20 protein-coding genes are annotated in these 23966 nt (G+C 37.6%); 14 read left to right on the top strand and 6 right to left on the bottom strand.

The window, feature by feature from the left end:
• The first annotated feature begins 131 nt into the window (after positions 1-131).
• A complete protein-coding gene (locus BT797_RS20015) occupies positions 132-2021 on the top strand; it encodes a methyl-accepting chemotaxis protein (RefSeq protein WP_045110325.1) in 1890 nt (629 codons plus the stop codon).
• 455 nt (positions 2022-2476) lie between these two features.
• Positions 2477-3412, top strand: a complete 936-nt coding sequence (locus BT797_RS20010) for a hypothetical protein (protein WP_045110326.1) — start codon at positions 2477-2479, stop codon at positions 3410-3412.
• Positions 3413-4307: 895 nt separating this feature from the next.
• Here BT797_RS20010 and BT797_RS24620 read toward each other — a convergent pair.
• Both BT797_RS24620 and BT797_RS20005 read right to left on the bottom strand, forming a co-directional pair.
• Positions 4308-4430: a hypothetical protein gene (locus BT797_RS24620; protein ID WP_256597912.1), complete on the bottom strand. Its 123-nt coding sequence runs from the start codon at positions 4428-4430 to the stop codon at positions 4308-4310.
• Positions 4431-4483: 53 nt separating this feature from the next.
• Positions 4484-4915, bottom strand: coding sequence for a hypothetical protein (locus BT797_RS20005; protein ID WP_045110327.1), 432 nt, complete (start codon positions 4913-4915; stop codon positions 4484-4486).
• Positions 4916-5202: 287 nt separating this feature from the next.
• Here BT797_RS20005 and BT797_RS20000 point away from each other — a divergent pair, with 287 nt between their 5' ends.
• The 4 genes from BT797_RS20000 to hutW all read left to right on the top strand — a co-directional run bounded on the left by BT797_RS20000 (position 5203) and on the right by hutW (position 9875).
• Positions 5203-5622 (top strand): hypothetical protein, encoded by a 420-nt coding sequence (locus tag BT797_RS20000; RefSeq protein WP_045110328.1) that lies wholly within the window; start codon positions 5203-5205, stop codon positions 5620-5622.
• 247 nt (positions 5623-5869) lie between these two features.
• Positions 5870-7144 carry a DEAD/DEAH box helicase gene (locus BT797_RS19995; RefSeq protein ID WP_045110329.1) on the top strand — a complete coding sequence of 425 codons (1275 nt, stop codon included), beginning with the start codon at positions 5870-5872 and terminating at the stop codon, positions 7142-7144.
• Between the two features lie 386 nt (positions 7145-7530).
• Positions 7531-8415 carry an alanyl-tRNA editing protein gene (locus BT797_RS19990; RefSeq protein WP_045110330.1) on the top strand — a complete coding sequence of 295 codons (885 nt, stop codon included), beginning with the start codon at positions 7531-7533 and terminating at the stop codon, positions 8413-8415.
• 137 nt (positions 8416-8552) lie between these two features.
• Positions 8553-9875, top strand: a complete 1323-nt coding sequence (hutW, locus tag BT797_RS19985) for a heme anaerobic degradation radical SAM methyltransferase ChuW/HutW (RefSeq protein ID WP_045110331.1) — start codon at positions 8553-8555, stop codon at positions 9873-9875.
• Between the two features lie 49 nt (positions 9876-9924).
• Here hutW and BT797_RS19980 read toward each other — a convergent pair whose 3' ends face one another.
• Together BT797_RS19980 and BT797_RS19975 are read right to left on the bottom strand one after the other, a co-directional pair.
• Positions 9925-10380, bottom strand: a complete 456-nt coding sequence (locus tag BT797_RS19980) for an L-alanine exporter AlaE (protein ID WP_045110332.1) — start codon at positions 10378-10380, stop codon at positions 9925-9927.
• 309 nt (positions 10381-10689) lie between these two features.
• Complete coding sequence (locus BT797_RS19975) at positions 10690-11514, bottom strand: DUF2797 domain-containing protein (RefSeq protein ID WP_045110333.1); 825 nt, start codon at positions 11512-11514, stop codon at positions 10690-10692.
• A 339-nt stretch (positions 11515-11853) separates the two neighbouring features.
• On the opposite strand from BT797_RS19975, the gene thrS reads away from it, so the two are divergent.
• The 8 genes from thrS (at position 11854) to ihfA (ending at position 21865) form a co-directional block, all read left to right on the top strand.
• The gene (thrS, locus tag BT797_RS19970; RefSeq protein WP_075473259.1) at positions 11854-13788 is read left to right on the top strand and encodes a threonine--tRNA ligase; all 1935 of its coding nucleotides are present in this window, start codon (positions 11854-11856) and stop codon (positions 13786-13788) included.
• Positions 13785-14327: a translation initiation factor IF-3 gene (gene infC, locus BT797_RS19965; protein WP_075473258.1), complete on the top strand. Its 543-nt coding sequence runs from the start codon at positions 13785-13787 to the stop codon at positions 14325-14327. Before thrS ends, infC begins: the two co-directional genes overlap by 4 nt.
• Positions 14328-14410: 83 nt before the next feature.
• Positions 14411-14605: a 50S ribosomal protein L35 gene (rpmI, locus tag BT797_RS19960; RefSeq protein WP_045110336.1), complete on the top strand. Its 195-nt coding sequence runs from the start codon at positions 14411-14413 to the stop codon at positions 14603-14605.
• A gap of 27 nt (positions 14606-14632) precedes the next feature.
• The gene (gene rplT, locus BT797_RS19955; RefSeq protein ID WP_019439702.1) at positions 14633-14989 is read left to right on the top strand and encodes a 50S ribosomal protein L20; all 357 of its coding nucleotides are present in this window, start codon (positions 14633-14635) and stop codon (positions 14987-14989) included.
• Between the two features lie 226 nt (positions 14990-15215).
• Complete coding sequence (locus BT797_RS19950; RefSeq protein WP_244534259.1) at positions 15216-18092, top strand: EAL domain-containing protein; 2877 nt, start codon at positions 15216-15218, stop codon at positions 18090-18092.
• A 90-nt stretch (positions 18093-18182) separates the two neighbouring features.
• On the top strand, positions 18183-19166 hold the full coding sequence (gene pheS, locus BT797_RS19945) for a phenylalanine--tRNA ligase subunit alpha (protein ID WP_045110338.1): 984 nt from the start codon (positions 18183-18185) through the stop codon (positions 19164-19166).
• Between the two features lie 14 nt (positions 19167-19180).
• On the top strand, positions 19181-21568 hold the full coding sequence (pheT, locus tag BT797_RS19940; RefSeq protein ID WP_075473257.1) for a phenylalanine--tRNA ligase subunit beta: 2388 nt from the start codon (positions 19181-19183) through the stop codon (positions 21566-21568).
• A 3-nt stretch (positions 21569-21571) separates the two neighbouring features.
• Positions 21572-21865: an integration host factor subunit alpha gene (gene ihfA / locus BT797_RS19935; RefSeq protein WP_006033911.1), complete on the top strand. Its 294-nt coding sequence runs from the start codon at positions 21572-21574 to the stop codon at positions 21863-21865.
• A gap of 133 nt (positions 21866-21998) precedes the next feature.
• Here the strand turns inward: ihfA and BT797_RS19930 are convergent, their stop codons facing one another.
• Both BT797_RS19930 and BT797_RS19925 read right to left on the bottom strand, forming a co-directional pair.
• Entirely contained in the window at positions 21999-23558 is a 1560-nt protein-coding gene (locus BT797_RS19930) for a SulP family inorganic anion transporter (protein ID WP_045110340.1), read from the bottom strand.
• Between the two features lie 134 nt (positions 23559-23692).
• Positions 23693-23966: hypothetical protein (locus BT797_RS19925; protein ID WP_139291713.1), on the bottom strand; the 274-nt coding region annotated here is incomplete at its 5' end.

Below are 23966 nucleotides of genomic sequence, written 5' to 3'. Positions count from 1 at the left end.
GGTTACTGATTTTATCAATGGTTGTGTAAACCGATTAAATTGTCGATAACTCTCTATTTATACTTACTAAAATAAATCATAACCTTAATTTAAGGTTAGGCCATTATCAATATAATTAAAAGGAGGTGGTTGTGAGTGCTAAATATAAACTCATGCTGTCCATTGGTATTTTAATTGCTGTTATTGTTACAGTTTTATCCATACTGGGTTATACCCAAATTAATAACTCGTCAACCCGTGATTACCGTAATACTCTATCTAGCAAATCATTTTTAGTTGCAAAAGGCGTTGAAGGTAAAATTGAAAGCTACTTTGTTGCATTGGAAAGTTTATCAGCGACATTGGAGATTCAACAAAATAAAGTCATGGTAGATGACAGAGTTATCGAATTGCTTATCGAGAATAAGAATCGCATGGAAGTACTCAATTTTTTTGTTAGCTTACCTGATGGTACAACATATGGTGCGTCTAATAAGGGGGAAATTCCTAACTTTAATGCTAAGCAACTGCAGCGTGAATGGTTTATTAATGGAATGTCTGGAGTCGATAGAACAGTAACCAATCCATTTATGGCTACGACGGGCCATTTAACTATGGCAATGGTGACGCCTTTGAAGCAAAACGGTGAGGTTATCGCAGTAATAGGTATGAGCCTTAAAATGAGTGATATAACTGACTATGTTAATGAACTATCCTCAGAGCCTAATTTATTCGTTGCTAGAAAGGATGGTTTTTTGATGGCTGCTAGTGATCCTCAATCCATTGGTAAGAACCTTTTTGATTTACGCCCTAGCTATAAAGAATACGCAGATAAAAGTAGTAGCGAGCATTCATATACTGTACCTGAGAAAGGTGACCTCTATGTCGTATCATCAAAAATTGATTCATTGAATTGGACTGTTTGGGCTTGGGCAACGTGGGATAATATAAATGCGACGTCTGATGCTGCTGTTAAGACCAATTTTATTTCTGGCATGATATTTATTGTATTGGGTATTTTTATTATTCACTATCTTATCAGTAAGTTAATGTATCTTCCGGTAGGAGGAGAGCCAAAAGACATTGAAGATTTAGTTGATAAAATTGCGAGTGGTGATTTAACTAATGTCCCTCAGCTTGATGTGGATAGTGTTGGTATCTATCGCTCGACGATTATTATGGCACATAACCTTAAAGGTATTATTTCTGATATAAATAAATCCTCTAATGAGCTTCTCAATGCATCGACTCAATTGGGAGATTCATCAGGAAAAGTAGACCGTTCTTCTAAATCTCAAATGATACAGCTGGAGTTAGTCGCTACTGCAATGAATGAAATGACAACGACAGTAGTTGAAGTCGCTCAGAATGCGGTTGAAGCATCACGATCTTCAAATGATGCTAGCGAAAGTTCAAAGCAAGGTTTAGATGTTGTGGCTCAAATGAATGAGGAAATTACCAAATTGGTGGGTAGTATTGGTAATGTGCAGAAAGTTATAGCAAGTGTTCATACTGAAACTAAAAATGTTGGTGGAATACTAGATGTGATCCGTGGGATTGCTGATCAGACTAATTTACTTGCGCTAAATGCAGCCATTGAGGCAGCCCGTGCTGGTGAGTATGGCCGAGGCTTTGCTGTTGTCGCAGATGAAGTTAGGACTTTAGCTACAAAAACGCAAGAAAGTACTAATGAAATACAGACTATGATTGAATCGCTTCAAGAACAGGCCTCTCACTCTGTTCGTTTGATGTACGAGAACGTATCTAGTGCAGAGATAACATTAGCCAAGTCAGATGAGGCAAGCAGTTCTTTGGCTCTAATTGAAAGGAAAATTCAGCTCATTCAAGATATGAATCATCAGATAGCAACTGCTGCAGAAGAGCAATCTCAAGTTGCGGCCGAAATAAATGAAAATGTGGTAAATGTAAACGACTTAGTGGTAAGCACTACTGAAGATGTACAGGAAAATGTGGATATAGCAGATAACCTGAATAATATGGCAACTCGACTTAGTGATGCTATTCGTACATTTAGAATGTAGAGTAACCATATAATGAATAAAATACTTTATTATTAACAGATAAGTATTAAATTTAGTCGATTACGCGAGTACCTAATCACCTTGAAAATATATTAATACCTTGTATCCCTAATCAGACTAGGTATTAATATAATCAACTACAACATATTCAATAACTCCATTTTCGCCATTAATAAATTCAAATAGCCCATGCCAATCTAAAATATCTTCCCGTTAACTCAATCATTTTTGACATTTTTTTTACATTCCCTTTATATTACAAGTGATTACAATTAATACAAAGCCTTACATTCTTGTGGTTGACCAAAAGGTTACCTACCCATTAAGTTATGGATGCAGGTGCGAGGAACCCATTAAGAGATGTGTGCTCGTATTGTGCTTTTAGTTGTTATATTTCAGCTAATAAATCCATTGTATTTGTTATCAATTTACAATCCTATTAAAGGAAATTATTCATGAATTTAAATAAAACACTTATTGCTATTGCTATCGCATTTACTTTTAATGCACATGCTTATGATAACTATTCATTGTTTTCTGACGGAATTGATCAGAATTTGGTTACGGCGAATTTAAGCCGCTTGGTTAAACTTACCAAAGGGGATGAAGTAAAGTCGGCTTATGTTTACGATGATAATGGTCGTATTACTCAACGTGATTATACAGACAGTACATTTGATTACACGTATAACTCAGACGGAACTATAAAATCAGCCCGTGCGCTGATGAAGCGAAACCCTAATAGTTTTATAAAACATACCAAAGAAAACTTCATCTCTGAGTATATATACGATAGTGAAGGTAAAGTTATTCGTGAAGATAAGAAGGTTTTTAATGATTTAGATACTAACTTTGAGGGTGTTCCCAAAGCTACTTATCAAATTATGTATTTGTATAACAATACTGGACAATTGACGACGCGTGATCAGGTTTTACAAAGTGGTGAATTAGGTGTGAACCTCAAGGTAAATTATACCTATTATGATAATGGTCGTTTGAAAGACATTCAGGAAATAAAAGCCTCGTTAGAGTCTCATAAGAACACTCTACTGTTGAAATATTACGAAAATGGAGAAATAAAACAGGCTACTCAAACAATATTCGGTAGCGGGACGAAGACGTTCGACATCGAGTACGTTACAGACTTATCTATGATTTATGGCGTATATTATGTAGATCCGCTTAAAGAGTGGAAAGTAGATATGGACTTTTTTGGACTTGCATTTCATCCAATTAAGAAATTAACTGAGACAGCTGGTGATGTGATAACAAGTTATGATTATACCTATCAGAATGATGATAGTGATTTTCTGGCAGATACACTATCATTGAAAGTTGTGTCTAAACATTACAAATTTAATAATGAGTATAAAATGACTAATCAGCCATAAATTGAAAAACAATTACTTTAGTAAAAGTCAGAGTGTTAAGCGAAGTTAATGCTTTTGGTGAGGCAGGGTTAGCTACGAATTGAAGCCAACCCTGCCACTTAGATTTGCTATATTACGAATTTAATTGAGCTAAAACAGCACGTATAATCCCATCAGATAAATTACCAACCTCTTCTAACCATGAACAAAAGATTTTATTGATATGATATCAGCTGTGGACATAACCCCAATACTTCAATAAACATGACAATATGCATAAAGAACACGACAGAATTGTCGAGCTTTATACGTTTATATACCTTTATATGAGATTCTTGAAAAGAACAGTATTTACTGAATAAGAAAATTACTTATGTAAGGAAAGATATGATACGTAAATATGCAATATTTAGTAAAAACTATCCGGTGTTGCACCTATTTATTTGCAGTTTTTTATTGTTGTTGATAACAGTGCTAATTTATTCTTGCCTGTATTTTGAGAATATTGAATTATTAATTACGATGCCTTTTATTGGATTTATAATATTGTTTTTTGGACATGCTTCAAAATATAAGAAATATTTTTAAAAGGTCAGGGTGATATTGTGGGCTCTGAATATAAAAAGTTCCTATAGTTATTCACAGTGATTCGTTTGTTCTATCCCACTTGGCTTTGTATCTAAAAATTAAAATAAAGCGTTGAAATTGAATTAGGTATACTACATAATGATATTGATTCCTATTCGCGTTTGTGGTCGGGTAGATAAAGAGGTGAAAAATGGTAAATCCTATCAAGTTGATGCTCTGTGATCTTGAAACAAAATCAGCAGAATCTAAAAATGAAGATCGAGATACCGAACAGATTATAAGAAAAATGGAAATAATTATTGAGGAGCTCCTCCAGGGACATGGTTAATTAAACCTTATCTGTACGATGTTGAGCTGTATCAACTTCAAATGAACCATAACAAAAGTACCCAACACTACGTACGTATTGATTGATGATGACAGTTGCTTTTTGTTGTAGGCTGTCTGACATGAGGGCGAGCTACTGCCCTCATGTCCCAACACCGCATTTTTATTTTTCAATATTTAAATTAAATCTTCTTGCCCTTTATCTGCTTTTGTTAACAGACTCTCCGCTTTTTGAATTACTTTTGACCCTGATTTGATTTTACCTGTCACAATTAGTTTTAAGTAACGATTTGCTAAGTCTCGGCGTAGCTTGATTAAAGGTTTAAAATTGACGGGTAGTGATTTCTTATACGTGTCTTGTTGATTATAAATTTGGTCTAATGTTCGCTGACTTGTCGCTACTTTCACTGTAGCAATCCATGTATCAAATCTATCTCGATAAAATGGCTCAGCAGCATCGAAAGGAAACTCACCCATTTTGTCCGAGGTTTTATAATTGGTCAGTATTTTGATTGCAGAGGTTAATTCTGGCTGTTTCAATAATATTTGTAACTCAGGAACTGAATCTTTAAACAGTAGCTTACCCGGTGCAATTAATGTATTGATCACAGTATAGTTATAATTTTTTATAGCTATGTCTAGTTGTTTACAATATAAATCTACAGCTTGCTCTGAAGGGACAATCTTATAATCCGTATTAACTTATTTCATATCCTGACGTAGTGTGAATATATCGGTGCCATCGCTGTCAGGTAGATAGTTTGCACGCAGAAGACGTTGCTCAATACTCGCAAGCAATATTGCTCTTGCTGACTCTCTTTGGTCTTCAACAAATAGCCCATATCGGTAAGTTTAATCGAGTCTAGATATAAAATGATTCATTTGGGTTTGTTAATGTGATCAGTCAACAACATCCTGCCGCGTACAGTTATATTTATAACGATACCGTCGGTACACTCGATTATATTTTAGTAGGCAGTGAAACTGCATCAAAAGTGGTCGATGCAAATGCTTGGCATATCAATGCATCAGAATCAAAGTTGTTTGAGTATTCGTCAAAATATACTGCAGACTTAGCTAAGTACCCTGATTTATTTCGGTCGTCAGATCATGAACCAGCTATTGTCATTTTGGATGTATTAGGTGATGCAGACCAACCAACGCCACCGTCTGGTACTGATGACACAACAAGTAAGGATAATGACGAAGACGAATGGTATGGCGGCTCAACAGGCTTATTATCACTTGGTTTCTTAACCAGTTTTGCTTTGTTTCGACGCTTCGGTCAACGGTATATTAGGATGAACAGAGAATAAAATATGAGGTTATACCTGTAGAATCATTGGGTATAACCTCATTATTTTGATTTGTATTTACTCATTCACAGGTAAGCCACATGTCGATGGAACCACTGCCGTTTTTGCAGGGAAATATATGATATTAAGTATTAAAAAGTAAGATCGAATAACATTACCGCAAGGTTTGATCGATTTCACTAACTTAATAGGGCATAAATACGCTAAAATAGTCGGCTATTATCTTATTTCTGAGCTTTATATATTAATGACAACTGTCACAGCACCAGCAAACTTTACCGAACTTGGCCTTATTTCACCTTTGTTAGCTCGATTAACTGAGCTGGAATACCAGCAGCCAACGCCTATTCAAGCGCAAGCTATCCCAAGTGTATTAGCGGGACGTGACTTAATTGCAGGGGCAAATACCGGTTCGGGTAAAACAGCCGCTTTTGCATTACCTATGCTGCAGCACTTACATACTGAAAAGCAATCAGGTAGTACAAGCAGTAAAGGTAACTATGTTACTGGACTGATTTTGGTTCCTACCCGTGAACTCGCTAAGCAAGTTGCTGACAGTATTAAATCTTATGCAGTGCATTTCAATGGCGCGATTAAAACGGTTGCTGTTTTTGGTGGTGTATCAGTGAATACGCAAATGCTCGCATTACGCGGTGGCACCGATATTTTGGTTGCAACACCTGGTCGATTACTCGATTTGATTTCAAGTAATGCTATTAAGCTAGATATGGTTAAAACCTTAGTGCTAGATGAAGCCGACCGTATGTTAAGTTTAGGCTTTACAGAGGAGTTATCTTCACTGTTAGCTTTGTTGCCAAAGAAAAAGCAAATTTTATTATTTTCAGCGACCTTCCCTGAAAAAGTACAGACTTTAACGCAAGCCTTGCTTAATGACCCAATTGAAATTCAATTGCAAAGTGCGGATGCAAGTACCTTAGTTCAGCGTGTTTTTACTGTTAACCAAGGGGAAAAAACAGCCGTTTTAGCGCATTTGATCAATGAAAATCAGTGGCGACAAGTACTTATTTTCGTTAATGCTAAACACAGCTGTAATCACTTAGCAGATAAACTTGCTAAGCGTGGCATTACATCACAAGTGTTTCATGGCGATAAAGCGCAAGGCGCTCGTATTCGTACGCTTGACGGATTTAAATCTGGCGAGATTCAAGTGCTGATTGCAACTGATATCGCCGCTCGTGGTTTAGACATCGAGAAACTGCCAGTGGTGATCAACTTTGACTTACCGAGAAGTCCATCTGACTACATGCATCGTATTGGTCGAAGTGGCCGTGCTGGTGAAGTGGGCTTAGCACTATCGCTTATCGACCATGAAGATTATCATCATTTCAGCGTCATCGAGAAGAAGAACAAGATCCGACTTGAGCGTGAGCAAGTAGCGGGTTTTGAAGTAGATGAAACTATCGAAGCATATATACCAATGGCTCCACCTGAAGGCAGCGGTAAGAAAAAACGTAAAAATAAAGCACCAGTTAATGCCGATATCTGGTTGAATGATAATTAATCTACACAGAAGCTAAATCTAATATATAAGAGTAGGTGTCACGCAATGACATCTACCGATACACTGCTAGGTGTCATGAACCTGATACAACTAAATAACTCAGCCAAATTGCATTCAGTTCTACTTTAGCTAACACGAGTTAGACCATCATGCATGGTTGTTTGTAAATGGTGGCAAACTTTAAATACGCATATATCTTTAACTATTGAACACAAGCTCATCATAAAAGACGAATAATGTGCCTACAGTCGTTTCCGCTTTACTTGATCCCCGTTCAGGTCTTATTGATGTTTATTGCTTATCCAATACTTAATTCTGCCAGCAAATTATAAATGTAAGTGGTATTATCCACGCGATTAGTTTTCTACTGTTTTCAAGGAATTTAAATGTCTGAAGCTTTAACTCCCCAAGTATCACCAACCAAGGTACTTTTTACTCAAGGAACGACACAATCTTTAACTCAAGTGCAGTGGGTTGAGCAAACAGACACCAGTACTTATGTGGTTACTGAAAAGACGCCGTTCCACCCGGTAAGCCATATCTGGCCTGATCATCCTGCGGATAAAGGGTTTTTAGTATTTAACGGTAAGCAATACACAGTAACAGACTGTGTGACGGGGGCTTTTGATATTGATAATAGTAAATTGTATAAAGGCACTGATATACCGGTAAAGCGTGATGAACCCGGCTGGTATTTTGTTGTCGTACACGAATTAGAATTGGACATCGCATTAAACGTTAATGATGTTGTTGAATTAGTTGTTGATGAAAGCTATCAAGCCGCGTTAAGTCGAGGACACAGTGCTGGGCATTTGGCTTCTTATGCGTTAAATAAGGTTCTGGATCAAGATTACTGGCGTAAAGATGCATCACGCAAAGATATATTAAATAATCGTGACTTTCATTCATATGCACAAACATTAAGCTTGGTCTCTGAAAATACATCGACGGACAGTTACCGCTTAGGTAAAACGTTGAAAAAACGAGGCCTTAATGTGACAGAAATGCTTGCAGATCTATCACTCATTGAAGGGAGGGTTAATGACGTACTGCTAACTTGGCTTGAAACCAAAGCTCCTGTTGTGATGAAGTGTGAAGGTGATACGCTTACAGACTCTCGTTTTTGGTGTTGCGACTTAGGTATTGGTGAAAGTATTACTATGCCTTGTGGTGGTTCACACGTACAAAGTTTGGCTGAATATAAAGATATAACAATTGAGTTAACACTTAAGTCTGAACAAGAACTAGAAATGATTACAATTGCGCATTAGTACTGTTGAATAATTAGGCTGAGTTTATTTTACGCCTTTTTAATATTTATTTAATTATCTAGGTTTGATCAAAAACAAAGTAAAAGACAATGAGACTGATTATTATTTGTGTTTAATTTTCTGATTTGGATTGAACAATGATTTTTACACCGACCATGACGGGAATTTCTACACCCGAGCCGTTAAAGTTTGCGTTTACTGTAAAAACAAGTGCACATGCTGGGCGTGCAGGTAGCAGACCTCTCACGCTTGAGCAAAACAAATGGGAACAGTGGTGGTCTATTGACAGCAGTGCAGAAACAAGAGCTTTATATATTCATATCCCATTTTGTCGAAAACGCTGTAGTTTCTGTAATTTTTTTGAAAACGGAGCAAAACCAAGTCGGGTTACAAAATATGTAGATACACTTTGTAAGCAATTAGCAGATGCCGCCACAACTCAATTTGTCTTAAGTAAACCCTTTGATACAGTTTACATCGGGGGGGGAACACCAACTGATATGCAAGCGAATGAAATATTACAACTCGCTAACGTAATTCAATCGTTCCCATTAAAACAAAATGCAGAGATTACACTCGAAGGACGTATCAATGGTTTCACCAATGAAAAGTTTGAAGCTGCATTAACTGGCGGTATCAATCGGTTTTCTTTCGGTGTTCAAAGTGTGAATACCGAAGTAAGGCAAGCGGCAGGACGCTTTGATGATGAACAAACCCTATTACTGCGTTTATCTGAACTCGCAAAACATCCAACAGCAACAATAGTTGCAGACCTCATCTTTGGGTTACCTGGACAAACGTTTGATCACTGGATACATGACGTACAAGCTATTATTGACACCGGAATACATGGTGTTGATTTATATCAATTAATTAACTTACCTAATTCACGTATCGATATTAACGAGCAAAAGGGTAAGTTCCGAGAGCGAGCTGACACTCAAGATCGCGCTGTGATGTATGCTGCAGGAGCCGAGTTATTGGAGTTGAGTGGATGGAATCGTTTATCAAATTGTCATTGGCGTAGTGATAAACGAGAAAAAAGTATTTATAACACTGTCGCAAAGCAAGGGGTTGAAATTGTTCCTTTTGGTGCTGGTGCCGGAGGGAGTATTCACGGCCACGGTGTGATGAATGGCCGCGATCTGAAAGCATGGCATGATGCGAATAAATCCGGTACTAAAGTACCAGGTATGGTGATGTCAGTTAATCACAATGCCCAGGTGGACAGTATTATCAAAAAAGGCTTAGATAAAGGTGTGTTAGCCCTAGATGAACTACCAGTATCATTGCGTGAACATTTACAGGCATTGTTTGCTAAATGGCAAGAGAATGGTTTAATTGAGTTGGGTGATAACAGATTAAATTTGACACTAGCTGGACGTTTCTGGAATGTAAATATGCTAACAGGTTTGTTTGAGTATTTAGGTTCGAATCCATTATTGGAGCAGGTCGCATAAAGCTGGCAGAGCAAAGACACAAGGTGTATTTTTGCTCTGCTAGGTTTGGCTAAGCGCTAATGCCTGCATGGTAGCCAGGAACGCGAAATAGCTTACGGCATAAATCCAGAAATTGACCGTAAAACACACCAACAAAGCATGACACGACTGCGTTACTTGATACTGCTGTTACGATTTGTTCAAAATCAGCACCGACAGATAATAAAATTAAGGCATAAACAGGTGATTGGAAAGACACATACGCAAACGTATCACCAAATTGTTTTGTTAATTTGCTCTTAACGAATTTAGCACCGGTCTTAATAATAAAGTCACGATATAAACCATATGGATATGCAATGGCAATGTTCACTGGGATTGAAACTACACGAGAAGCTAAAGATCGTTCAAACGACATCCCAGAGACAAAGATCTCAATCAACATTCCCACAACAAAACTAAATACGACCATTGCGAATGTGTCAGCTGCGGCATTACGAACGCAGAAAGGGGCTTTAACTTGCACTTGCTTATCTCCAAGCTAGATTAATATCGTGTGTAAACCGATTGCTCCACCTATTATAAGCTGGCTGCTTATGTCATGGCGGGATATATAGCTATTAAATCACGTATTAAGCAGTTTTAATCACTAAAGATAAGTTGGTTTTTAAGTTTTTTATGTATTTAATACTGGGAATCTATGGAAAATAGAGAGTAAATTCTGGGTGATACAAAACACGCGGTAAATTAATGTGACAAGCTTCAAATTGCTGACCGAAATAAAGGGTCAGCATCTCGTAAGTTACAATTGTGTGTTGACATGTTAGTCAGTTAATTAGGCTGTTAACGTAATTTCGTAACTGGTGAATTTACGTATGTTGATCACGCCAGTATCAAAAAACAGGTATTGACCTTTAATACCTTGTAATATGCCTGATACAACAGGCTCTTTATCAAAGTTGTGTGAAACTATTTTAGTCGGGTGCTGAGTGACAGGGTAGTTAATGGTAACAATATCCGCTTCGAGTTCCTCAATTGCATCTAAGCCATACATCATTTCAATATTACCTAATTGTTCTTCAATTAAAGGCATTAAACGTACGGCTTCTGCTCTTAAATCAATATCTGTGTTTTCGCCTTTAAGCATGGTACGCCAGTTGGTCTTATCACCAATAAATTCAGCTAATGCGGTTTCGACTAACCCTGATATTTGTCTGGTTTTTACTTTAAAGATCGGCAGACCTTGTGTTGCACCTTGATCAATCCAACGGGTTGGTAATTGAGTATGACGGGTAATACCTACCTTTAATGCAGACGTATTTGAAAGGTACACATAATGGTCAGTCATACAAAAATCATCTGCCCATTCTGGCTGACGACAAGTTCCATGTTCGTAATGGCATGTTTCTGGTTTCATTATGCACATATCACAACTGGCTAACTTGCGTGTACAAACAAAACAATGGCCTTGTGAATAGCTCTTCTTTGTTTTCTTTCCACAGTTTAAGCAGTGTATGTTGCCAGTGTGTGTGAGTGTGATTGGTTTACCGATAAGTTCGTTTAACGGAATAAGTGTATCGTCGAGTGGTAATTGGTAACTGACACTATTATCTGGATTAAGTGTTGAAACCATTTTATTGATATGGCCTGTATATGACATTTTATGATATTCCATTGCTCGTGAAATTATTTTAGGCTTATATTTTTGTTGGTTTACATGTTTATTCTTATTATAGGGGGATAAATCCACGTAAGATTAACAAAAGCCGTGTAATTATAATGTAATTCTATATAATACTTGGTCTGAAATTTCTTTCTACTTATTGTTATCACTTTTAGTCTTTAGATGGCAAAATGCTCAGATTGAATTTTAGTTTTTTATTTACATTGGGTACGTTACTTTGTGTATATAAAAGAAAACTTATCACACGATGTTTAACCGCATCTTAATTTATGCAAACGCTGCATCGTAGGCAGCATCACTGCAAAAGGATATAAAATGCCTGTAATTACTCTTCCAGATGGCGCTCAGCGTCAATTTGACAACCCAGTAACGATTATGGAAGTTGCTGCAGATATCAGTTCTGGTCTTGCTAAAGCGTGTATCGCTGGACGCATTAACGGTGAACGTGTTGACGCATGTGACCTGATCACTGAAGACGCTGCAATTGAAATAATTACTTCTAAAGATGCTGATGGTTTAGAGATCCTACGCCACTCTTGTGCGCATTTACTTGGTCATGCTATTAAGCAATTATGGCCAAACACCAAGATGGCTATTGGCCCTACCATTGATAAAGGCTTCTATTATGATGTCGATATGGAAGAACCAATTAGTGAAGCTGATTTAGCTAAGCTAGAAAAGCACATGAACAAACTGGTTAAGACCAACTATCAAGTTATTAAGAAAGTTGTATCTTGGCAAGAAGCGCGTGACACGTTTGAAGAACGTGGTGAGACTTATAAAGTAGCTATCTTAGACGAGAACATCGGTAAAGATGAAACGCCTGCTTTATATTACCATGAAGAATACGTTGATATGTGTCGTGGTCCACACGTACCAGTAATGAAACACTGCCAGCATTTTAAATTAATGTCTCTGGCTGGTGCATACTGGCGCGGTAACTCAGACAACAAGATGTTACAACGTATATATGGTACTGCTTGGACTGATAAGAAAGAGCTAAAAGCATATATTCAACGTCTTGCTGAAGCTGAGAAACGCGATCACCGTAAAATTGGTAAGCAGCTTGATCTTTACCATATGCAAGAAGATGCACCTGGTATGGTGTTCTGGCATAACGATGGTTGGACAATTTTCCGTGAGTTAGAAAATTTCATTCGTGAAAAATTACGCGAATTTGATTACCAAGAAGTGAAAGGTCCACAAATTATGGATCGTAGCTTATGGGAAAAATCAGGCCACTGGGATAAATATTCAGAAGGTATGTTCTGTACTCACTCAGAAAACCGTGAATATGCGATTAAACCAATGAACTGTCCTGGTCACGTACAGATTTATAACCAAGGTTTAAAATCTTACCGTGATTTACCATTACGTATGGCTGAGTTTGGCTCATGTCACCGTAATGAGCCATCAGGTTCGTTACACGGTTTAATGCGTGTACGTGGTTTTACTCAAGATGATGCACATATCTTCTGTACTGAAAGTCAAATTCAACAAGAAGTATCTGATTGTATCAAGATGGTTTTTGAAACTTACGCTACATTTGGTTTCGAAAATATTGAGATTAAACTATCAACACGTCCTGAAAAACGTGTCGGTAGCGATGAGACTTGGGATAAAGCAGAAAAAGCACTTGCTGATGCACTTACAAATAATGGTTTAAGCTATGACTTGCAAGAAGGCGAGGGTGCGTTTTATGGTCCTAAGATTGAATTCACACTACATGACTGCTTAGATCGTGCATGGCAATGTGGTACAATTCAGCTAGACTTCTCAATGCCTGAGAAATTAGGTGCTGAATATGTGTGTGAAAGTAACGGTCGTGAAACGCCTGTTATGATTCACCGAGCGATTTTAGGTTCACTTGAGCGCTTCATTGGTATTCTAATTGAAGAATATGCAGGACTTTTCCCTACTTGGTTATCACCTGTTCAAGCTGTAGTTATGAACATTACAGACAAACAGGCTGTTTTTGCTACAGAATTTGTAGAAAAAATGAAGAAAGTAGGCATTAGAGCAAAATTAGACTTGAGAAATGAGAAGATAGGCTTTAAAATCCGCGAACATACTTTGAAACGTGTGCCATATCTTTTGGTTATCGGCGATAAAGAAGTCGAATCAGGGGAAATTGCAGTACGTACTCGTAAGGGCGTTGACTTAGGTACTATGAAGTTAGATGACTTCATCAGTAAATTACAAACTGAAGTCAATAGCCGCGGTAAAACAACTTTGGAGGATTCGTTATAAAAGGCGGAAAAAAAGGTCAACAACAAACGACCAGACAACATCGTATCAACGAAGAAATTCGTATACCTGAATGTCGCTTAAACGGTGCTGATGGTGAAGTAATTGGAATCGTATCTATAAGAGATGCACTTGCTAAAGCAGAAGAAGCAAGTCTAGATCTTGTAGAAATTAGCCCGAATGCCGAGCCTCCTGTTTGCCGTGTCATGGATTACGGTAAATTTATATACGAGAAAAGTAAGTCTGTTAAAGAGCAGAAGAAAAAGCAAGTTCGGGTTCAGGTTAAGGAAATAAAATTCCGACCTGGAACTGATATCGGCGATTATCAGGTAAAACTACGCAACCTGACTCGCTTCCTCGAAGAAGGTAACAAAGCAAAAATTACGCTGCGTTTCCGAGGTCGAGAAATGGCGCACCAGAGCTTAGGCTTTGATCTTTTAAATCGTATTAAAGATGATTTAAAAGAAATTGCAGTCGTGGAAGCTTTCCCGAAAATGGAAGGTCGCCAAGCTGTAATGGTGTTAGCCCCTAAAAAGAAATAGTAGGTGCTTCCAAGTAATATGAGTACTAAGTACTCATATTCGCCTTACTATTATTCATTAATATTCAACAATGCGGAGTTATAATGCCTAAGTTGAAATCGAATAAAGGCGCTGCAAAGCGCTTTAAGAAAACCGCTAATGGTTTTAAACGCAAACAGTCTCACCTACGTCATATTTTGACCAAGAAGAGCACTAAACGTAAACGTCACCTTCGTGGTACGCAGATGGTTGCAGCATGTGATGTTGCAGCAGTTTCACGTATGCTTCCATACGCTTAATTTTAGATATAAAAGAGGAAATTAGTTATGCCTAGAGTTAAACGCGGTGTTGTTGCACGTGCTCGTCATAAGAAAGTTTTAAAACAAGCTAAAGGTTATTACGGAGCTCGTTCACGAGTTTACCGTGTTGCTTTCCAAGCCGTTACAAAAGCTGGTCAATATGCTTACCGTGACCGTCGTCAACGTAAACGTCAATTCCGTCAATTATGGATTACACGTATTAACGCTGCTGCACGTCAAAATGGTATGTCTTACAGCCGTTTCATTAATGGCTTGAAACACGCCTCTATTGAAATCGATCGTAAGATCTTAGCGGACATTGCTGTATTCGATAAAGCGGCATTTACTGTACTAGTAAATAAAGCAAAAGAAGCAGTTGCTTAATTTTAATTAAGTAACCGTTATTAAAAGGAGGCCTCGGCCTCCTTTTTTAGTTTTTAGTATAATGATTAAGATTATACCTATAAATAATTAATACCCTTGCCCTATAAAATAGTTATAAATGCCTGTCTACACAGCCTTCTATATACTTGCATAATCCTTTTCTGTAATATCAATTATTCAATTTAAAATGATTTTGAGACTGATATTAAAATTTATGCATTCTTTATTGTCTTTACTATTTTTTATAATTTTAAGTCTACACGCAACTTTTGCACAAGCAGAAGGCGTCGTTATTGATTCTAACTTTAAGGTTGCCCGTCTTGGTACATCAATAGAGTATTTTGAAGATAAAACCAATTCCTATACATTCGATTACTTGTCACAAAGACAATCTGCAATTCCATGGGTTAAAGCTAATCAAGCTCATTTTAATTTTGGCTTTTCAGATAGCACATTTTGGTTTAAGGGTGAAATCGTTAATAAAACGAACCTTGATAAATACTTGATTATTGATTTTGGCGATTCGCTGTTAGATAAAATAGATCTTTATTTGATGCATAAAAATGGACAGTCGGTTGCAAAAAGACTCGGTACGCGTCGTCTGGATGAGGATAATATGTCTAAACTGACATTCGCTACGGGTTTTAAGGTTGAGGCGGGTGAAAGGGTAAGTTACTTCATTCGAATTAAAACAAGTGCCTTTTTACAAACCCCCCTCAGGATTTGGAATGCGAACGATTTCATTGATGAACAATCACAGCATAAATTAATGGTTGGTATGTTTACTGGCCTATTTTTAATGATGATATGTTATTTAATATTTTTATATATTCACCTGCAAGAACCACGAGTCATTCAATATGTGATATTTATCATGTGTTATCTCTCTGTGATATGGATTTTAGAAGGTTTTGGTTTTGTTTATAATGTAAGTTTCATAGCACATTATTATGATTCAATAATCGTGATACTAATGGGTGTGATTGGTTTAAACTTGAGTTTATTTTCACGCCAATTATTAAAGCTAAGATACCGCTCTTGGTTTTCGTTATCGACTAAAGTACTCATGTTCTTCTCGATTGTTGTTATTTTAAGCCCGCTATTACTTTCATTTAAAACAAGTATAGTATTGATGTCTATCTTAGCCCTCGGCATTACGTTATTGTCGATTTTTTGTGGCTTATTTTTCATCCATGATGAATCAAAAGATGTTCGTTTTTATGTACTCTCGTTGGTATATTTCATACTTGGTATTGATATACATATACTAACTCGTTTCGGGTTGCTTGGTCAGAATGAATTTTCTGATTATATTTCTCCATTTTCAGCATTAATTGTACTGGTTTATTTATGTTGGAATTTTGCAAAACAAATGGCACATGATCGGGTTGTAAAAAAGAATGTCGAAAAGCAAATGACATCGGTCAATGAACGCTACTACAGCGTGTTTCAAAATGCAGCCGAGGGTATGTTCACTACTTCACTTGAAGGGAATATATTGGCGATTAATAAGTCAATGTGTAGATTACTCGGTTTCAATAATTTTGACGATATGCAGAAATCAGGGCACTTAACAACGGATGAGTTTTATGCAGACACTGGCTTGCGTGAAAGAATAATAGAAAGACTACGTGTTGAAGGTGAAATTAATAGTATTGAAATGTCTGGTTATGATCGATATGGTGAAATATTCCACGGTGAAATTAATATGCGCCTAAATATACAGCCTGATATAACAGTCATTGATGGTTCGTTTGTTAATACGACAAAACGTAAACAACATGAAATAAAATTGGAATCTATTGCTAAATATGACCAGTTGACAGGGCTTGTAAATCGAATTCATTTTGAAAAGTTGGTTGGTGTATCTTTAGATAGTAAGTGTTCGGTATTAGAAGATAATATTTTACTTTATTTAGATCTTGATCAGTTTAAATTGGTTAATGATATTTGCGGGCATGATGTGGGTGATTCATTATTGAAAAAAATTACCGTGGTTTTAAAATCATTCCTTGATGAAAATGCAATATTGGCACGGTTTGGTGGTGATGAATTTGGTATTCTGCTTAATAACACGGACTTTGATAGTGCGTTGGAAATTGCAGACACTCTTCGCTGTGGTATTGAAAACTTTAGGTTTACACATAATGGGCGACACTTTGTGCTAGGTGTCAGTATTGGTGTTGTTACTTTAGATGAGTCAATTGAAAATTTTTCACAAGCATTGAGTCTTGCGGATACGGCGTGTTTTACAGCAAAAGAGCAAGGACGTAATCGCGTTCATGTATACAGTAAAAGTAATGATGTAATGCTTGGTCATCAACGTGAAATGCGTTGGATCGGTGTATTGCGTGAAGCGTTAGATGCAAATAGATTCGAGCTTGCATTTCAAACTATCAAGCCTTTATCACCTTCAGTTAATGAGGGATATCGCTATGAAATTCTACTTAGATTAAGAGATGAGCAAGGTATTTTACAATCACCAAGTGAGTTCATCGCCGCCGCTGAAAATTATAATTTTATGTCGCAGCTTGATCGTTGGGTTGTTAAAACGTACTGCCAATGGTTATCATCTAACCCTAAACATCTCGAACTTCTTACTTCAGCTTCAATTAATTTATGTGGACAATCTTTAGTTGATCGCAGCATGCATACCTATATAGAAAAAATAATTTCGGCCTATGGTATACCCCCTGAAAAACTGTGTTTTGAAATTACAGAAAGTCAGGCAATTATGGATTTCGATCGAACGATATTGTTCATGAACAAGTTTAAAGATTTGGGTTGCCGCTTTAGTTTGGACGATTTTGGTAGTGGTTTTTCTTCATATAGTTACATTAAACGATTGCCAATTGATCAACTTAAAATTGATGGTTCATTTGTTAAAAATATTGAAACAGATCATGTTGATTACACTATGGTTAAGTCATTTAATGAAATTGCAAAGGCTGTTAATATTAAAACGGTAGCTGAATATGTGGAAAATGAAAACATCAAAAATATCCTGTCTGGAATAGGGATTGATTATGTTCAAGGCTATTTAATAGCCAAACCCGCACTTTTAGTCGATTTAGTTGATATTGAGCACCTAGATTCTGCTTAAGTACTAGCACTTCGGCTTACTTTTGAGTAAAATCATCCATTACTGAATGAATCTATTCACTTTTCCTGCCAACAGGGTGATAAGAAAAACATGCAACACCTCAAAGAAATAATAGTACAGGCCGTAGAAGCCGTAGCAAACGCAACTGACCTCGCAACATTGGACATTGTTCGTGTTGAGTACCTTGGTAAAAAAGGTATTTTAACTGAACAGATGAAAACATTAGGTAAACTGCCTCCAGCAGAAAAACCTAAAGCTGGCCAAGCGATTAATATTGCTAAGCAAGAAGTTCAAAAAGTCATTAACGAGAAACGTGATGCATTACAGCAAGCTGTTTTAGATGCTAAATTAGCAGAAGAAATGATTGATGTGACTGCACCAGGTCGTACCAACCTTAATGGTGGTTTACATCCTGTAACACGTACTATCGAACGTATTGAATCATTTTTCGGTGAATTAGGTTTTGCTGTTAAGTCTGGTCCAGAAGTTGAAGATGATTATCACAACTTTGATGCATTGAATATCCCTGAGCACCATCCTGCTCGTGCGGATCACGATACATTTTACTTTAATCCTAAATTAGTACTAAGAACACAAACGTCTGGTGTTCAAATTCGTACGATGGAAGTTGAAAAACCACCTATTCGTATTATTTCTCCAGGCCGTGTTTACCGTAATGATTACGATCAAACTCACACACCAATGTTCCATCAAGTAGAAGGTCTATTTGTGGACGAAAAGGTAAGCTTTAGCGAGCTAAAAGGTGTGTTACATGATTTCCTAAATAACTTCTTTGAAGAAGATTTAGAAATTCGTTTCCGTCCTTCTTATTTCCCATTCACAGAAACTTCTGCCGAAGTTGATGTTATGGGCAAAAATGGTAAATGGTTAGAAGTACTAGGCTGCGGCATGGTTCACCCTAACGTATTAACCTCTGTTGGAATCGACCCTGAGAAATACTCTGGCTTTGCCTTTGGTATGGGTGTTGAACGTTTAGCGATGCTTCGCTATGGCGTTAACGATTTACGTTCATTTTTCGAAAATGATTTACGTTTCCTCAAGCAGTTTAAATAAGATAGGACTCAATAATGAAATTCAGTAATGAATGGTTACAAACTTGGGTTAAACCAGGTCTTACAAACGAAGAGCTAGCTCATCAAATAACGATGGCTGGCCTAGAAGTAGACGGCATTGATGCTGTTGCGGGTAATTTTACTGGTATCGTTGTGGGTCACGTTGTTGAATGTGGTCAGCATCCAGATGCAGATAAATTACAAGTAACTAAAATTGATATAGGCGCAGAAGAGCTAATCGACATCGTATGTGGTGCAGCTAACTGCCGTGCAGGGCTAAAAGTTGCGGTTGCAACGGTTGGTGCTGTATTACCAGGCGATTTCAAAATTAAAAAAGCAAAACTACGTGGTCAACCATCACACGGTATGCTTTGTTCTGAGTCTGAAATGGGAATGGCTGAATCAGCTGATGGTATCATTGAATTACCCGCTGATGCAGTACCTGGTACTTGCATTCGCGAATTCCTTGGTCTTGATGATGTTACGATCGAAGTTGATCTAACACCTAACCGTGCTGATTGTTTAAGTATCGCAGGTATTGCTCGTGAAGTCGGTGTTTTAAACAACATTGCTGTAACGGCACCTGAATGGACTAACGCAGCGGAAACAAGTTCTGAAACGGTAAGTGTTTCTGTAGACGCGACAGCGCTGTGTCCTCGTTACCTTGGTCGTGTGATCAGTAACCTAGATGTGACAGCGAAAACACCTTTATGGATGGTAGAGCGTCTACGTCGTTGTGGTACTCGTTCAATTGATCCAATCGTTGACGTAACAAACTACGTATTGTTAGAACTAGGTCAACCAATGCATGCATTTGACTTAGCTACTCTAACAGGTGGTATTAATGTTCGTCTTGCAAACCAAGATGAAAAATTAACACTACTTGACGGTAATGAAGTTAAGCTAAATGACAATACACTTGTTATTGCAGATGATAGCGGTGCGATCGCAATGGCTGGTATCTTCGGTGGTGAAAAAACGGGCGTAACGACTGCAACAAACTCTATTTTACTTGAATCTGCATTCTTTAGCCCGCTAGCGATTACTGGTCGCGCTCGTGCATACGGTCTGCATACTGATTCTTCACATCGTTTTGAACGTGGTGTTGATTCAGAGCTTCAGTATCAAGCGATGGAACGTGCAACACAGTTGATAGTTGAAATCTGTGGTGGTGAAGTCGCTCCTATTGTTGATGTGACTACTGAGTCTGCATTACCGGTACATGCGCCAATTAACTTACGTCGTCATCAATTAGATAAAGTAATTGGTTTTCATGTTGAAGATGCGAAAGTAACTGATATTTTAAACAGCTTAGGTTTATCACCTACGTTTGAAAATGATACATGGACAGTTTCTTCTCCATCTTTCCGCTTCGATATCGAAGTTGAAGTAGATTTAATTGAAGAAGTAGCACGTGTATTTGGTTACAACAACATCCCAAATGTTGCACCTGTTGCTCCATTGAAGATGACAGATCATAATGAAGCAACATTACCTGTTCGCCGCATTCGTGATTTAATGGTTGACCGTGGTTTCCAAGAAGCAATTACATATAGCTTTGTTGACCCAAAACGTCAGTTATTATTACACCCTGAAGCAGACCACCTTGTATTACCACATCCAATTTCGATTGAGATGTCAGTAATGCGTGTAAGTATGTTTACAGGTTTGGTAGAAGCTGTTGTAGCTAACCAAAAGCGCCAGCAACAACGTATTCGTTTATTTGAAACTGGTCTTACTTTTATTAAAGATGAATCAGTTGAAAATGGCGTGCTTCAAGTTCCAATGCTTGGTGCAATCATCGCGGGTACAGCAAATGCTGAATCGTGGAATCAAGAGAGTAAGTCTGTTGACTATTTTGATCTTAAAGGCGATTTAGACGCATTATTAGATCAAACATGTAACACTGATGCATTTGTACTTAAACGTGCAAGTCATCCTGGATTACATCCTGGTCAAAGTGCTGAAATCTTCTGTGGTGATCGTTCTGTTGGTCATATTGGTACTATCCATCCTTCACTAGAGAAGAAGTTAGGCCTAAATGGTTCAACTATTATTCTTGAGATTGAACTAGCTACATTAACATCCCGTAAATTGCCGCAAGCTGTTGAAGTTTCTAAGTTTACTTCGAACCGTCGTGACATTGCTATGATTGTTAAAGACGACGTTAACGCTGGTGATGTTCTCAACTTCATCAAAAAAGTTGGCGGGAATCAGTTAGTTGGCATAAACTTGTTTGATGTATACCAAGGTACTGGTGTTGCAGAAGGTCATAAGAGCCTAGCAATCAGCTTAACCTTACAAGATATCTCACGCACCTTGGAAGAAAAAGAAATATCTGAAGCAGTAAATAATGTTGTGGAAGCTATCTCATCTGAATTCAATGCATCCTTGAGGGATTAATTTATGGCACTAACCAAAGCTGATATTGCTGAAACTTTATTTAACGACGTTGGTCTGAGTAAACGTGAATCTAAAGAAATGGTAGAAGCTTTCTTTGAAGAAATTCGCTTATCTTTAGAAGTTAACGAACAGGTCAAAATATCTGGATTTGGTAATTTTGACCTTCGTGATAAAGGTGAACGACCTGGTCGTAATCCTAAAACAGGTGAAGATATACCAATTACAGCTCGTCGCGTTGTGACTTTTAAACCAGGTCAGAAGTTGAAAGCGAAAGTTGAAACTATTTCAAAAGATTAGAGTTTAATCTGATAATAAAAAACCGGCCAATGCCGGTTTTTTTATGCCTGTTATAAACGAATGTTCATTACAGTTACAGATATATTATTACCCTACAACGTAATAAAAGAAGTAGGGCTGTAATGGTAAGAGCTTATCCGCCTAGCTTATCTGATGCGATATGGTATTCAGGGTCTTCAATTAAATTAACCTCGATCATATCACCAGCACGTTTCATTAGTTGCTTACATTCTAATGAAAGATGGCGTAAGTGTAATACTTTACCTTCTGCAATATAACGTTCAGCCAGTGTATCGATAGCTTCAATTGCTGAGTGGTCACATACGCGTGAGTTAGCAAAGTCGATAATTATATCTTGTGGATCTGCAGATGCATCAAATAACTCTAAGAAATGGCTAACAGAACCAAAGAATAATGGACCATTCACTTTGTATACTTTACTACCAGATTCTTCGATAGATTTTTCTGCATTGATATGTGCGGCATGTTCCCAAGCAAAACGTAATGCAGACACAATAACACCGATGATCACAGCAACAGCTAGATCAGTAAATACAGTAACAACCGTAACAAGGACAATTACAAATGTATCTGCCTTTGGGATTTTACGTATTACACGGAAAGTTGCCCATTCAAATGTACCAATCACAACCATGAACATTACACCCACAAGTGCAGCTAGTGGAATTACCTCGATAAGTGATGAGAAGAATAGGATAAAGAGTAATAGTGATATTGCAGCCGTGATACCAGATAAACGACCGCGACCACCAGAGTTGATGTTGATCATTGATTGGCCAATCATAGCACAACCACCCATAGCACCAAAGAAACCGTTAACGATGTTTGAGGCACCCTGTGCAACACATTCTCGGTTACCTTTACCACGTGTACCAGTCATCTCATCAATAACGGTTAATGTTAATAGTGATTCAATAAGACCAACAGCTGCAAGAATTAATGAATAAGGTAAGATGATATAGAGTGTTTCTAGTGTAAACGGCACACTTGGAATACTAAAGCTTGGTAATGAACCTGAAATAGTCGCATTATCATCGCCCGTCATTGAACGAACAAAATCAACAACTGTACGCGTATCTAGTCCCATGTAATAAACAATTAGCGTCACTGTTACAATCGCAACAAGTGAAGAAGGTACTGCTTTTGTTAGTTTCGGTAGGAAATGAATAATAGCCATTGTAAGGGCAACAAGACCTAACATGATATAAAGCTGTGAGCCTTGTAACCAAGCTAGATCACCATTAGTGTCAATGAATTTGAATTGACCTAATTGCGCTAAGAAAATGACGATAGCTAGACCATTCACAAACCCCATCATTACTGGGTGTGGTACGATCCGAATAAACTTACCGAGCTTGAATACACCTGCAAGTACTTGCAATAAACCGGCAAGCACAACGGCCGCAAATAAATATTGTACGCCATTGTCAGCTACAAGCGATACCATTACAACTGCCATCGCACCCGTAGCACCAGAGATCATACCTGGACGGCCGCCAAAAATGGCTGTGATTAAACCGACCATAAATGCTGCATATAAGCCGACTAGCGGTTCAACACCTGCAACAAAAGCAAATGCAACAGCTTCAGGCACAAGTGCGAGTGCGACGGTTAAGCCAGACAAGACATCATTTTTTACTGATGCTATGGAATATTTTGGAAATTCAAACATAAATTATAAGTTACCGAGTTGTCATTAATGAATAAAAGTAACAGAGTTATGTCAATTTGACATGACCTGTGTTTAAAAATAGTACTAAAAAAGCCGCATTTTATGCGGCTTTTAAATTTAGCTAATTGTTATTTTTATTTAGCTAATGTGGTTGGCGATTTACTCTGTGAAGAAGCAAATTGGCTACCAGCAGGTCCAGCTGCAACATCAATTGATGAGCGCTGTACTACACCTACTTTAGCAACAAAATTAATTGTTGAAGGTGAAACTTTCTGAGGTGTTGCCATCTTAACTGTGAAGTTAGTTTTCTTTGAAGTTGTCCCTTGTGCTTGTAATGCAGGTAAAGAGATAACTTCAATAGGTTGATAGGCAAAAGGTTCGTCAATCCCAAGAGGAGCTGGTGCTTCA

The organism is Moritella viscosa (assembly GCF_900120065.1).
GTDB lineage: Bacteria > Pseudomonadota > Gammaproteobacteria > Enterobacterales > Moritellaceae > Moritella > Moritella viscosa.
This window is presented reverse-complemented; position numbering and strand designations above follow the sequence as displayed.

Coding starts and splice junctions, on each gene's coding strand:
- BT797_RS19930 (WP_045110340.1), bottom strand. CDS start 23,558: ATGTTTGAATTTCCAAAATATTCCATAGCATCAGTAAAAAATGATGTC.
- rplT (WP_019439702.1), top strand. CDS start 14,633: ATGCCTAGAGTTAAACGCGGTGTTGTTGCACGTGCTCGTCATAAGAAA.
- hutW (WP_045110331.1), top strand. CDS start 8,553: ATGATTTTTACACCGACCATGACGGGAATTTCTACACCCGAGCCGTTA.
- thrS (WP_075473259.1), top strand. CDS start 11,854: ATGCCTGTAATTACTCTTCCAGATGGCGCTCAGCGTCAATTTGACAAC.
- BT797_RS19975 (WP_045110333.1), bottom strand. CDS start 11,514: ATGTCATATACAGGCCATATCAATAAAATGGTTTCAACACTTAATCCA.
- BT797_RS24620 (WP_256597912.1), bottom strand. CDS start 4,430: ATGTCAGACAGCCTACAACAAAAAGCAACTGTCATCATCAATCAATAC.
- BT797_RS19995 (WP_045110329.1), top strand. CDS start 5,870: ATGACAACTGTCACAGCACCAGCAAACTTTACCGAACTTGGCCTTATT.
- pheS (WP_045110338.1), top strand. CDS start 18,183: ATGCAACACCTCAAAGAAATAATAGTACAGGCCGTAGAAGCCGTAGCA.
- BT797_RS20010 (WP_045110326.1), top strand. CDS start 2,477: ATGAATTTAAATAAAACACTTATTGCTATTGCTATCGCATTTACTTTT.
- pheT (WP_075473257.1), top strand. CDS start 19,181: ATGAAATTCAGTAATGAATGGTTACAAACTTGGGTTAAACCAGGTCTT.
- rpmI (WP_045110336.1), top strand. CDS start 14,411: ATGCCTAAGTTGAAATCGAATAAAGGCGCTGCAAAGCGCTTTAAGAAA.
- BT797_RS19990 (WP_045110330.1), top strand. CDS start 7,531: ATGTCTGAAGCTTTAACTCCCCAAGTATCACCAACCAAGGTACTTTTT.
- ihfA (WP_006033911.1), top strand. CDS start 21,572: ATGGCACTAACCAAAGCTGATATTGCTGAAACTTTATTTAACGACGTT.